The sequence below is a fragment of the Haloarcula sp. H-hyl2 genome (genome assembly GCF_056934385.1).
Genome location: NZ_JBRIIJ010000001.1, coordinates 452,688 through 464,965 on the forward strand (window position 1 = coordinate 452,688; position 12,278 = coordinate 464,965).

At 66.3% G+C, this 12,278-nt stretch carries 13 protein-coding genes; 9 read left to right on the forward strand and 4 right to left on the reverse strand.

Annotated features, from left to right (window positions below):
* Window positions 1-135 precede the first annotated feature (135 nt).
* The 5 genes from Hhyl2_RS02325 (at window position 136) to Hhyl2_RS02345 (ending at window position 5,311) form a co-directional block, all read left to right on the forward strand.
* Window positions 136-1,674 (forward strand): RAD55 family ATPase, encoded by a 1,539-nt coding sequence (locus Hhyl2_RS02325; RefSeq protein WP_483549107.1) that lies wholly within the window; start codon window positions 136-138, stop codon window positions 1,672-1,674.
* Window positions 1,675-2,229: a DUF7504 family protein gene (locus Hhyl2_RS02330; RefSeq protein WP_483549108.1), complete on the forward strand. Its 555-nt coding sequence runs from the start codon at window positions 1,675-1,677 to the stop codon at window positions 2,227-2,229.
* Between the two features lie 51 nt (window positions 2,230-2,280).
* Window positions 2,281-2,793 (forward strand): gamma carbonic anhydrase family protein, encoded by a 513-nt coding sequence (locus Hhyl2_RS02335; RefSeq protein ID WP_483549109.1) that lies wholly within the window; start codon window positions 2,281-2,283, stop codon window positions 2,791-2,793.
* Window positions 2,794-2,808: 15 nt separating this feature from the next.
* Window positions 2,809-4,770 carry a glutamate-cysteine ligase family protein gene (locus tag Hhyl2_RS02340; protein ID WP_483549110.1) on the forward strand — a complete coding sequence of 654 codons (1,962 nt, stop codon included), beginning with the start codon at window positions 2,809-2,811 and terminating at the stop codon, window positions 4,768-4,770.
* Between the two features lie 67 nt (window positions 4,771-4,837).
* A complete protein-coding gene (locus tag Hhyl2_RS02345) occupies window positions 4,838-5,311 on the forward strand; it encodes a redoxin domain-containing protein (protein WP_483549111.1) in 474 nt (157 codons plus the stop codon).
* Window positions 5,312-5,339: 28 nt separating this feature from the next.
* Here the strand turns inward: Hhyl2_RS02345 and Hhyl2_RS02350 are convergent, their stop codons facing one another.
* The 4 genes from Hhyl2_RS02350 to Hhyl2_RS02365 form a co-directional block, all read right to left on the reverse strand.
* On the reverse strand, window positions 5,340-6,383 hold the full coding sequence (locus Hhyl2_RS02350; protein WP_483549112.1) for a dipeptide epimerase: 1,044 nt from the start codon (window positions 6,381-6,383) through the stop codon (window positions 5,340-5,342).
* Window positions 6,380-7,390, reverse strand: coding sequence for an N-acetyltransferase DgcN family protein (locus tag Hhyl2_RS02355; RefSeq protein ID WP_483549114.1), 1,011 nt, complete (start codon window positions 7,388-7,390; stop codon window positions 6,380-6,382). Before Hhyl2_RS02355 ends, Hhyl2_RS02350 begins: the two co-directional genes overlap by 4 nt.
* A gap of 52 nt (window positions 7,391-7,442) precedes the next feature.
* Window positions 7,443-8,336, reverse strand: a complete 894-nt coding sequence (locus Hhyl2_RS02360) for a Vms1/Ankzf1 family peptidyl-tRNA hydrolase (protein WP_483549115.1) — start codon at window positions 8,334-8,336, stop codon at window positions 7,443-7,445.
* 77 nt (window positions 8,337-8,413) lie between these two features.
* Window positions 8,414-9,154, reverse strand: a complete 741-nt coding sequence (locus Hhyl2_RS02365) for an HNH endonuclease (RefSeq protein ID WP_483549116.1) — start codon at window positions 9,152-9,154, stop codon at window positions 8,414-8,416.
* A 144-nt stretch (window positions 9,155-9,298) separates the two neighbouring features.
* On the opposite strand from Hhyl2_RS02365, the gene Hhyl2_RS02370 reads away from it, so the two are divergent.
* The 4 genes from Hhyl2_RS02370 to Hhyl2_RS02385 all read left to right on the forward strand — a co-directional run bounded on the left by Hhyl2_RS02370 (window position 9,299) and on the right by Hhyl2_RS02385 (window position 12,275).
* Window positions 9,299-10,135 (forward strand): RAD55 family ATPase, encoded by an 837-nt coding sequence (locus Hhyl2_RS02370; RefSeq protein WP_483549117.1) that lies wholly within the window; start codon window positions 9,299-9,301, stop codon window positions 10,133-10,135.
* Window positions 10,136-10,202: 67 nt separating this feature from the next.
* Complete coding sequence (locus Hhyl2_RS02375; protein WP_483549118.1) at window positions 10,203-11,066, forward strand: hypothetical protein; 864 nt, start codon at window positions 10,203-10,205, stop codon at window positions 11,064-11,066.
* Complete coding sequence (locus Hhyl2_RS02380; RefSeq protein WP_483549119.1) at window positions 11,059-11,919, forward strand: DUF8135 domain-containing protein; 861 nt, start codon at window positions 11,059-11,061, stop codon at window positions 11,917-11,919. The genes Hhyl2_RS02375 and Hhyl2_RS02380 overlap by 8 nt, the downstream gene beginning before the upstream one ends.
* Before the next feature lie 32 nt (window positions 11,920-11,951).
* Window positions 11,952-12,275, forward strand: a complete 324-nt coding sequence (locus Hhyl2_RS02385) for a transcription factor S (protein WP_483549120.1) — start codon at window positions 11,952-11,954, stop codon at window positions 12,273-12,275.
* Window positions 12,276-12,278 lie beyond the last annotated feature (3 nt).

Here is a 12,278-nt window from a genome sequence, read left to right on the forward strand (position 1 = left end):
GTCAGAATTCGAGTATCATTACGATCGACGTAGGAGTCGGTACGCTAGAATTACTGATCCGGTCGGTTTCGACCTCGGAACCGATATTCGGACGGTACACCTTTCCGGTATCGCACCAATAGACGAGTATCAACAATGCCGGTACCTACAGGCTCGGAGACGCTCGACCAGATTCTCGACGGCGGGGTACCCGAGAACCGGACCGTCCTCGTGACTGGCGGTCCTGGGACAGGGAAATCGACGCTGGCGATGCAGTTCCTCCAGGAAGGACTCGACGACGGTGAGGACTGTCTCTACATCAGCACCGAACAGACCTTCGACGAACTCGTCGACACCTTCGCCTCGTATCCGTTCGAGCTCGACCACGAGCACCTCACGGTGACGTCGCTGCACGCGACGCCCGGTCAGACCGTCGAGGGAGACGACGAACGGGAATTGACACTCCAGACGCTGGAGGGTGGCAAGATGCTCGGCGGAGAGTACTCGGCCCCCTTCGAGAGCAAGTACATCACCCAGTACCTCCAGCGATTCGCGCCCGCCGACCGGGTGGTACTGGACTCTGTTTCGGGACTCTCTGCCATTGGTGACGACCGTGACGTCTTCCGGCGGACACTGTTGGATTTCATCCGCCTGCTCAACGACGAGTTCGAGGCGACGGCCGTCTTCACTGCCGAGGAGTCGGAGCCGTCGGCCTCACAGGCGGACGTCAAGACTGTCGCGGCCAGCGACGCCGTCCAGTTCAACACCCACGGCGTGATTCGGCTCTGGCGCGAGAACGTCAGTGGCGATTACCACCGCTTCCTGGAGATCGTGAAGATGCGTGGGGTCGACCACGACACGCGGATCCACGAGGTGACGTTCACCGAGACTGGACTCCGGATCTCGCCACGGCTCCGGACCCACCCGGGCGAGTTCGTCCCCTCCGACCACATGTCGACGGGCATCCCCGGACTGGACGAACTCATGGGCGGGGGGATCGTCCGGGGCGGGACGCTCCTGCTGGAACACGACGGGCAGGCCAGTCCGCACTCGATCCTGACGAACCTCCTCGTCCAGGCCTACGAGCACGACATGGCTATCACCATCGCCCCGCCGGTCGAACTGCCACCCAAACGACTGCGTACCATCATCGACGAACGGATCGGCGACATGGAGGAGCTACTGGCCAACGACGAGCTGTTTCTCATCGACTTCACCAACATCTGGGAGAACACCAAACGGAACGTATTCAAACCGCAGGAACACGATACCGACAACCCCGCCGCGGTGTTTCGGACCATCGACGACCGCCGGGGCGAGACACCGATGTTCACGACACTCAACGTGGAGGCCCAGATGCCGATCCTCTCCGACGACGAACTCAGGCAGATGCGCTTCTGGGAGGAGGAGAACCTCTATCAGCCGAAAGACACGTCGATGTATCTCTACAATCCGGACTCGCTCGACGAGAAACTGGCGTCGTTCTACGAGAACGGCGCCTGGCAGGACCTCCATACCTGGGTCGACGAGAACGGGCTCCAGTACATCGAACTGAAGAAGTCACCCAGTGGGTATATGGGGTCGACCCGCCTCGTCGAATACGTGAACGAAGCGCCGTACATGCGTGTCCAGCGACCGCCGGGCGCGGGCGAGAGTACCGTGCCACGTGACGTCGAGCAGGAGGGGGACTCGTAGATGGGGGCCCCACGACCGGGAACCAACGTGCTCGTTCTGGCGCCGTCGCTGGGCGAGGCCAAACGGTCGACCTGCCTGTCGCTCCTGTCGGGGGACGACCTGGCGGAACTCGACGTCCTGCGGATCACGTATTCGGCGTCACCGCAGGAACTTGTCGACGAATGGATGGCCGAACACGACACGCTCCCGGGGCGGATGGGCATCGTCACCGTCGGCGACCAGGCTGGCCTGCGGGGCTACGACGACACCGAGCTCCCCGAGCGCGTGTTCGTCACCGACGCCAACCCCAACGACATCACCGGGCTGGGGATGCGCCTGAACAACTACCTCACCGACGTACCCGAGGAGAGTCAGCTCGTGGTCTGTTTCGACTCGCTGACGGAACTCCTGCAGTTCGCGGACGTCCAGTCGGCGTTCAAGTTCCTCCACATGTTCACCGGCCAGCTCCGTCAGGTCGACGCGATCGGGCATTTCCATCTCGACCCGGGCGCACACGACGACCAGGTCATCAGTCGGCTCAAACCGGTCTTCGACGACGCGGTCGACCGGACCTGACGGCGTCGGACCGACCGGTAACTTTTCGGATGGTCGTACCGCCGTAAGGGTATGGACAGTCGCGAGTACGAGTTCGAGGGGGCGAAACCGGACATCCACGGCTACGCGCACGTCAGCCGCGAAGCGACACTGGTCGGTGACGTCACAGTCGGCCCGAACGCCAACGTCTGGCCGGGGACGGTCCTCCGGGGCGACGTCGGCCCGGTCGAGGTCGGTCGCCAGACGGCCATCGGTGACGGCGCGGTCCTGCACGCCTCGACGGTCGGCGAGAAGGTGATGGTCGGCCACGGCGCCGTCCTGAACGACTCCCACGTCGACGACGGCGCACTCGTCGGGTTCAACTCCACCGTCACCGACGCCGACATCGGCGAGCGGTCCATCGTCGCGATGGGGACGGTCGTCCCGCCGGGCTACGAGGTCCCACCGGAGTCGTTCGTCCGCGGGAGCCCGGCCCAGGTCACGCCGCTGTCGGAGACGACGATCGACCCCGACGAAGTGTTCGAAGCCTTCTCCTCGGGCGATTACGCCAACCTCGCGGCGAGACACGAGGATCTCTTCGAATGAGATGAGCACAGGAGAATGAACAACGAGCATACCACCGAAGAACTCGTCGCCCTCGTGCGGCAGTCACTCTCCGACGACGTCGACGAGACGTTCACTCCCAGAGTCGACGAGCAGGCCGAGATGCTCAAACGTCAGATCCGTGAGGGAGCCTTCGACAACGAGGAGTTCTCGGTCGGCCTGGAGATCGAACTGTACGCGATCAACAGCGTCCCGGAGCCGCCGGAACCCGACGACGACGAAGACGAGGACGAGGAGACTGCCGACGACCTCGGCGACCCGGACGCGGACCTCTCCGGCGGCGGTGGGGGCGCCTGGGACAGCTCCCTGGAGCCGAGCGGGACCGGTAACGGTAGCGGCGCGTCGCTGGAGTCGGACGACGGCGGGGCGTCGCTCGACGCCGACGACGGACTCCTCGGCGATCCACCCGCGGACGGCGACGCCACCGAAGAGGCCGACGACGGGAGCGACGACAACTTCGGTCCCGGCGAGGGGCCGTCGCTGGACGTCGACCCCGACAGCCCGCTCGCGCCCGACGAGCCCGACGACGCGGGCGAAGACGAGGGCGAGCCAGCCGTCGAGGAGACCGAGGAGGACGACGAGCCGTACATGGACCCCGACGACTGGGCGGGCCGGCTGACACGGCTCCCCGACGTCGTCTTCGAGGGTGAGGCCAACAAGGAACTGGGCCTGCACAACGCCGAGGTCAACACCGAGCCCAACAGCTTCGACCAGACCGGCATGGAGGTCCAGACCACGGCCGTCGAGATGCAGACCAAGCAGGCCCGCCAGCAGGCCTCGAACCAGCACTGTGAGTTGATCCTCGACGCGATGTGGACCATCCCGCCCGAGGAGGGTGGCGAGGCGTACCTCTCGGCCCACGAGCGCTACGACGACGTCGTCGTCGCCGACAACATGCGCCCCGCCCCGCGCTACGTCGCACTGGACAACGAGGCGCTCGCGCATGCGGGCGGCGAGATCGGATTCGACGTGCCGGGCTACTCGGGGGCGTTCCCGACGATCCTCTTCGAGTCGCTGGCGACCTCGATCCAGCCCCATCTCCAGATCCCCGACAGCGACGCGTTCCCGGACTACTACAACGCGGCCATCCGGACGCTCGGGCCGCTGCTGGCGCTGTCGACGAACTCGCCGTTCCTGCCGGCCGACTTCTACGACGACGACGTCGACCCAGCGTGGCTCTGTGCGGAGACTCACCACGAACTCCGGATCGCCGCCTTCGAGCAGTCGGTCAACACCAGCGCGAACCCGAAGGTCAAGGTACCCGAGGACATCGACGCGACCACCGACGTCGTCGACCGCGTCGTCGCCGACGACTCCTTCGCGCCGTTCCTGCGGGAGTGGCTCCACGACGACGAGGACCGGGAGACCCTGGCCGACGAGATCTGGGAGTTCGACCACAAGCGCGGGACCTACTGGCGGTGGCTCCGCTGTGTCATCGGCGGCGACGAGGTGGCCGGCGCCAGCACCGAGGAGTCGCTACGCATCGAGTACCGGCCGCTGCCGACCCAGCCCCACGTCAACGACATGATCGGGCTGCAGGCGCTGACCGTCGGGCTGATCCGCGGCCTGGTCGTCGAGGACCACCCCCTCGAAGAGCTCCCGTGGCAGGAGGCCAGACGGAGTTTCTACGACGCTGCCCGCAACGGGCTGGACGCCGACGTGGCGTGGGTGACGGTCCACGGCGAGCGGACCACGGACCCCGAGGTCATCTACGACGAGGTGTTCCGCTACGCTCGGCTGGGTCTCGAAGAACAGGACGTACCCGAGGCTCGCATCGACGAGTACCTGGGCCCCATCGAGCGTCGCTGGGAGGCCGAGACCACCCCGAGCCAGTGGAAGATCGACCGCGTCCGCGAATACGCCACTGACGGCCACTCGCTGGACGACGCGATCTGTGAGATGCAACGGGACTACTTCGAGCACAGCCGCGAACACCACTCGTTCGACGAGTGGGTCTGACTACCGCTCGCGGCCGTATCGGCCGCCGTGGGTAGTTTTATCCTGCCGACATCCCTAGAGCCATCCGATGGTAGCAACTGGTGATTCCGCCCCGAACATCACGGCAACGCTCGCAAACGGTGACGTAGAGGAGTTCGACCTCTCGGAGCATCTGGGCGACGGTCCGGTCGTCCTGGCCTTCTTCCCCGGCGCGTTCACGAAACCGTGCTCGAGCGAGATGGTCGCACTGCAGGAACACTACGACGAGTTCCAGGAGGCCGGTGCGACGCTCCTCGGTGTCAGTGCCGACTCGGCGCTCTCACAGAACGCCTTCCGTGAGAAACACGGCCTGGAGTTCGACCTGGTGAGTGACATGGGCCGCCAGGCGATCCAGGACTACGGGCTGGAGATCGACATCGAGGCACTCGGCCTGCTCGGCGTCGCCAACCGTGCCGTCTTCGTCCTCGACGACGAGGGGACGGTGACCTACACCTGGACGACCGACGACCCGACGAACGAACCGGACTATGCGGAACTGATCGAAGCGGTCCAGAACGTCTGAGCGCGGCTCCCGTTTTTCCTGCCACCGCTCACCCTTCGAACCCGGGGTTCGGTCGCACGCCGGTCCCGAGCGCCACCGAACGCAGGTCGAACACGTCGCCGTCCAGCGTCACGCCGTCGTACGGATCGGCATCGAGCAACAGCGCGCCGTCCAGGTCCAGGTAGTCGACCAGCGGCGCGAGGTGGACCGCTCCCGCGATGGCCGCGTTCGAGGCGACCATACAGCCAAGCATCGTCGAGAGCCCGTGTGCGTCGGCGGCATGGAGCAACCGGATCGCCGGGCCGATGCCCCCACACTTGACGAGTTTGGCGTTGACGACGTCGCAGGCGTCGGCGACCCGAGGGACGTCCCGCGGGGTGACACAGGATTCGTCGGCACAGACGGGAATCCGTGTCGCCTCGGTGACCCGTCGCAACCCCTCCAGATCACCCGCGTCGACGGGCTGTTCGAGCAGCGAGACGTCGGCGGCCTCCAGCCAGCCCAGGGCCTGGATGGCCGATTCGGGTGTCCAGGCGGCGTTGGCGTCGACGCGCAGGTCGGCGTCGGGGACGGCCTCACGGATGGCCTCTAGGCGCGCCCGGTCGTCGTCGGTGCCCAGCTTGACCTTCAGGTGCGAGAACCCCTCGTCGGCGGCAGCGCGAGCCTTCTCGGCCATCCGTTCGGGCGGGTCGATGCCGACGGTGTAGGTCGTCGGTGCCACTGCGTCGGGGTCCAGTCCGAGTTGACGGTACAGCGGCGTCCCCAGTTCGCGTGCTGCCAGATCAGCCAGCGCGATGGAGACGGCCGCCCGCGCGGCCCGCCGTGTCGGCCACTCCTCGCGGAACTGCCGGTCGAGCCGCTGGACGTTGTGCGGGTCGTCGAGGTCGGCGACCACCGAGAGAAGCTCCGGTAGCACCGCGGCGACGCTGGACGCTGTCTCGTCGTAGTACGGCGAGGGCGCCACACCACCGACGCCGGTCGCGCCGCCCCGCTCCAGTTCGACGACGACGGTCTCGCTGGTCGCGCTCGTCCCGCGGGCGATGCCGAACGGCGTCGACAGCGGCAGGTCGTAGCGCTCGACCGTCCAGTTCATAGCAGGGCGTCCAGCACGTCGTCGGCGACGCCGAAGCGGACCGGGTCACACGCCGGCGCGTCGATGGCCTCGCCGTATTCCGTGACTGCCTGTTCGGCCGCGGACTCCTCCAGGTGGCGCGTGTTCAGCGATCCGGCGACCACCGCGGCGTCGGAGACGGGCGCAGCCAGCCGGTCGTAGAGGTCGACGACCTCAGGCAGCGGCGGAATGTCGAACGACTCGTAGCCGTTGATCGTCTCGCGGCCGGCCTCGTGACACAGCACCAGCGCGTCCGGTGCCGAGCCGTGGAGGATGCTCGTGGTCACGCCCGAGTACGCGGGGTGGACGATGGCGCCCTGGCCCTCGACGATCAGGAGGTCCTTGTCCTGGGGCGTCTCGACGAGCCGTTCGACCGCGCCGGCCGCGTAGTCGGCGATGACCCGGTCGACGGACAGCCCCCAGCCGGTGATGGCGACGCCGGTCTGGCCCGTCGGGACGACGGCGGCGTCCAGCCCGCGATCGCGAGCCGCGTCGCGCAACTCGAAGGAGACGGTCATCTTCCCCGTCGAGCAGTCGGTCCCGACCGTGGTGACGACGGTCGCGTCGACGTCGCCGGCGGTCCCCTCGGCGACGGTCAGGTCGTCGGGCGGTTTGCGGAGGTCCCGCAACTCGCCGCCGTGTTCGGCGGCCAGTTCCGCGAACTCCTCGTCGTCGGCCAGGAAGTCGTGCAGCCCCGAGAGGACGTCACAGCCCCGCTCCAGTGCGGCCCGAACGTCCGGCCGCCAGGACTCCTCGAAACGACCGCCGATAGGTGCGATGCCGATGACGAGCGCGTCGACCTCGGGGACATCGTCCATGGAGGCGACGATGGGAGCGTCCTGAACGCCGTCCAGTACGTCCGCGACACGCTTGCCGGCGAACTCCCGGTCGACGACGGCGCGGACCTCGTGGTCGCCGTACCTGAGCAGCCCGACCGCGGTCTTTGCCTCGTCGGGGAACGCCTCGTGTGTGAGGAGGGCGACTCTCATACGGGAACTTCGCTGCCGGTGTGCGTAAAACTACGGTCTCCGGGGGGACCAGTCAGGGGACCCGCAACTGCACCGTCCAGAACGACTCGACGGCGTCGTCCAGCGCCGGTTCCGGATCGCCGGTCGCGTCGACGGCGTTGGTCACCGTCGCGACGCCTTCGAACTCGTGGATGACCGAGCCCTCGCCGACGACATAGAGCCGGTCGGGATCGACCGCCTCGATGGCCGCCCGGCAGCGCTCGACGTGGCTGTCGATCTGCTGGTCGCGCAGCCGTTCGAACCGCGCCTGCGAGAAGCCGCCCTTCGAGTGCTGGCTCTTGAGTTCCGAGTCGAAGCCGTGGAACGCGGTCCGCTCGCGTCCCTCGTACTCGCCCAGCGCGAACAGGTCCGAGCGGACGAGCGCGACGCTGTAGCTGCCGGTCGGTTCGAACCACGACCGCTCCAGTTCGACGCTGTTGCTCCACTCCGTGAACGGTTCTGGCGGGTTCGGAGCGGTAAGTGTGGCCGAGAGGAGCCCGGCGTCGTCGGCCACCGCGAGACAGGGCGCCGCTCGCGAGACGAGTTCCGCTCGATCACCGAACGCGGTCGAGACGGCCTCGGGGACGTGGCCCTCGTCGTCGACGTAGGCCGTGAGTACGCCCTCGGGGCCCGTCTGGACGGTCGAGAGCCGGTCGAGGATTTCCGAGAGTCGGTCCCGCCGGAGTCGCTCCTCTGCCCGGAAGGCCGCCTCGCGCTCACCGGACTGGAGCCGGTCGACGCGGTCTTCCAGTTCTTCGATACGGTCTTCGAGCCTGTTCTCCCGCTCCTCTGCGCGTTGGCGGGCGGTCGTCGCCTCGGCCCGGCGCTCCTCTTCGGCCTCCAGTTGCCGTTCGAGATGGCGCTTCTCCTCTTCGAGGTCGGCGATGCGCTCTTTCAGCGACGCCCGACCCAGCACCCGGTCCAGCATGTGGTAGATGGGCGAGAGGGACGCGTATAAAGGTACAGCAGTCGCCACGGTGGTGGTCCCTGTTGCCCTCCTTCCGGCTACGAGAAGACCGAATCGTCGTCTATCGAGAAGTCGACGCTGTCACCGACCTGCGACCAGAGCAGCCCCAGCAACGGTCCGGAGACCGCCAGGAAGAACAGGTTCCCGTGCGGATGGGGCGGTAACAGTGCCCAGAACGAGCGTGGATGAACAGCGATAGCCGGCCCGAGGAGGAACCCGACCCACCAGGCGGCCCAGAGCGTCGTTGCGACGAACCGTGTGGCGACGAGTAGCCAGACGGTACTGAGCGCGAGGACCCAGACCGTCGATCCGATCGGGCCGGTGCCCCAGACTCCGATGGCGAGGAGTAGGAGGGTGGCTACTAGAAACACCGGGCCGGTGATAGCGCCGACGATAGCCCTGGTGAGAAGCGACTGGCTGCCGGACTGTCCCTGCTGCCGGCCCTGTGAGCGAGCGGACCGGGCCTGCGACCGACGTTGTGAACGACTGGACTGCCCAGCCGAAATGTCGTGGTCGTGGACACTGTCGTGACACGCTTCACACAGTGTGACGAGGTTGTCGAGGCCATTCGAGCCGCCGCGACTCAGTGGGGTCTCGTGATGGGCGTGGAGTGCAGGACTGTTCTGGCCCCCGTACGGGCCGCTCGGGGTCCCACACTGCTGGCACGTCCAGTCGTCCCGATCGTAGACGTACCGGCGCCGGGCATCCCAGTCCGGCGGGTACTTTCCGCTGTGTGTGTTCGGATCGGTGTATTTCGGGTAAATTTCGTCCTTCGACACTGTTGGTATATGGGCTGGAACGAGAGTTATATAAAGCTGTGGGATGCCCCTTCGGTACCGGCCGTTCACGGTCAAATGCGCTCGACTGACTACAGCCACTGTCAGCGCCCACAGGTTTAAGCGAGTTTGGTAGTGACTGGGAGTATGGAGCGGATTCCGTTCGGTGTCAGGCAACTGGACTCCATCGTCAACGGTGGAGCGCCGACTGGCAGCGTGGTCCTCCTGTCGGGGGAGGCCGGAGCGGGCGCGCGGGAGTTCATGCACACGAGCGCCGTCATCAACGGCCTGGCCTCGGTCGACGAGGAGCTGTTCGACCTCTACTACGGGACGCCCTCGGCCAACGCTGTCCTGCCCGAGGAGGTACACTACATCTCCTTTACCGCGAGTGGCTCCCAGCTCGTCGAGGAGATGGGCATCGCGATGGACGACGAGGTCGTGGACGTGGGAGCGAACGCCGTCGAGTTCCACGACCTCTCGGAGCGGTACTTCCACATCAGCCCGGTGCCCCGCGAGTGGTACGCCGAGCGTACCCCCAGCATCAAGGATCTTAGGGCGCGCCACGAGCGCGAGGACCTGCTGGGCGCGCTCGGGATCTTGCTGAACGAGGTCGCGACGGGGAACCTCGTCGTCATCGACTCGCTGTCTGACCTGGTCAGCGCGATGGGCGAGGAGGTCGACTGGGCCGACATCAGCTTTCTCGTCTCCGGCCTTCAGAAGGCGGCCTACGAGTGGGGTGGGCTGATTCTGTTGCACGTCAACCACAACACGCTCTCTGACGTCAGACACGGCCAGCTCAGCGACGCCGCTCACGGGACGATGCGTTTCGCCTGGGAGTCCGGCGGATCGACGCGGGCCCGGACGCTGGTCATCAAACAGTTCCGGGGTGTACTCTCGGAGATCGAGGACGAAAACATCGTCCAGTTCGAGACCGAGATCGGCGACGCGGGGTTCGACATCAGCGACGTCCGCAAGATCCGCTAAACTCTGACTTTCGGCGGGTGAAATAGGCGGCAAACGCTTAACTGTCTGGTTCAAATACCGGTACGTAATGGCCAGTGAGCCGACGGAGGACGGGTCCATCACCGTCGAGCTCTCGGGGGAGCTCGACGAGTGGCTCGACGACCGGGCCGCGCGGCTCGGAGTCCCTCGGGACGAGGTGGTCCGACAGCTGTTGGCGTCGTATCGCGCCGCCGACGATCTGGACGGCGACGTCTCGCTCTCCTCGCTCGTCGACGTCGACGAGGTTCTCCACGACGATATCACCACGACCGTCGACGACCGCGTCAACCAGCAGGCCGAGCGGGTCATCGGGGATCGGCTTCCGGACATCGTCGACGCAGTAGAGGGGCGCCTCGATGCGAACGTCACCGACGTCGAAACCGAGTTCCAGGAGAAGATCGAGGACGTCCGTGAACGCGTCATCCAGCTCAAACGGGAGATCGACCAGAAGGCGCCAAAGACACACGACCACGAGGCGTTCGACGACATCGACCAACTGCAACGGGAGATGGAGGCGCTGACACACGATCTGGCGTCGTTCCGCGACGAGGTCGACGCCGAACTCGACGAGCAGTCGGCCGCGACCGACGACCTCGCGACTCGTCTCGACGACGTCGAGGACAAACTCAAACGCGTCGCCTGGGTCGTCAACGACCTCCGGGACGAACAGGGGGGCCGTGGCGCACACCAGCAGGCGGTCGACCGGATCAAACGCGCCGCCGCACAGGAGGGCATCTCGTCGGCCAGTTGCGAGAGTTGCGGCGAACAGGTCGAGATCGCGCTCATGACGGACCCACAGTGTCCACACTGTGATACGACCGTCTCCGACGTCCGTCCCGACGGCGGGTTCCTGCGGAAGAAAGCACGGCTCGTGACTGCCTCCCAACTCGAAGCCGGCGAGAGCAATGAGTGACGAGGATCGCGAGGAGGATCCGTTCGAGCGACTCGGCGCCGACTCCGATCGTGAGGGTGATCCCTTCGAACGTCTGGGAGCCGAGACCGACGAACAGGAGTCGGCCGACGACGCCGACGACGAAGTCGACAATATCTTCGAGGAGACCGTTTCAACCCCGAATACCGACGTAGCGGACGTCTTCGAGGACGCCGACGAATCGGCGGCCGGACAGCCTTCGGCGGCGAGTGACGAGAGTGGAACTGTCGCCGAGGGCGGCGACGACCCCGACGAGACTCCAGCGCCGTTCTTCGAGAGCGGCGACGATACCGCGGAGGCCTCGCACTCCGGGGGTGCGGAGGAGTCGGGAGCAACGGACCCCTTCGAACAGGCGCTCGATCCGACAGAGACACCCTCACGGGACTCGTCGGCAGCCGACGCGACCGAGACCGTGGATGGCGCCGACCCCACAGGCACGGATCGTTCGGCAGCGGACTCGGAAGCGGCACCGGAGACAGATCCCGACGACCCCTTCGCTGGCATGGACGCACGCGAGGGCGATCCCTTCGAGGGAGGCGAGAGCGCCTTCGAACGCGTCGACGTCGGCGGTGTCGACGCCGACTCCGTCTGGGAGGAGATCACCAGCGAGGACGACGAGGATTCGACGCCGGACCTCGGGGACATGTCCGGGTCCCCCGACGCGGAGGTGTCGAAACACCGATACTGCGAGCAGTGCGAGTTCTTCTCGGCGCCGCCGGACGTGGGCTGTTCGCACGACGAGGCCCAGATCCTGGAGTTCGTCGACATGGAGACGGTCCGCTTGCGTAACTGCCCGGTCGTGGCCGAGCAGCGTGAACTGGACGACGAGCAGTAACCGTTTTCCCCGCGGCCCGACGACGGCGTGACATGCAGTTCTGCGACGACTGCGGTTCGATGATGCACGCCGACGGCGACGAGATGGTCTGTCAGTCGTGTGGCGCCCGGGTCGCCAAAGACGAGGACCGAGCCGCCGAGTTCGTGACGACGGACGAACAGAGCGACGACGACGTCATCGAGACCGAGGAGGGCGCGAACTTCGAGGGGAAGCCGACAGCAAACGACGTCACCTGCGAGGAGTGTGGCCACGGCGAGGCCTGGTACACGATCAAACAGACCGGCTCGGCCGACGAGCCGCCGACGCGCTTTTTCAAGTGTCAGGACTGTGGCCACCGCTGGCGGGAGTACAATTAACCC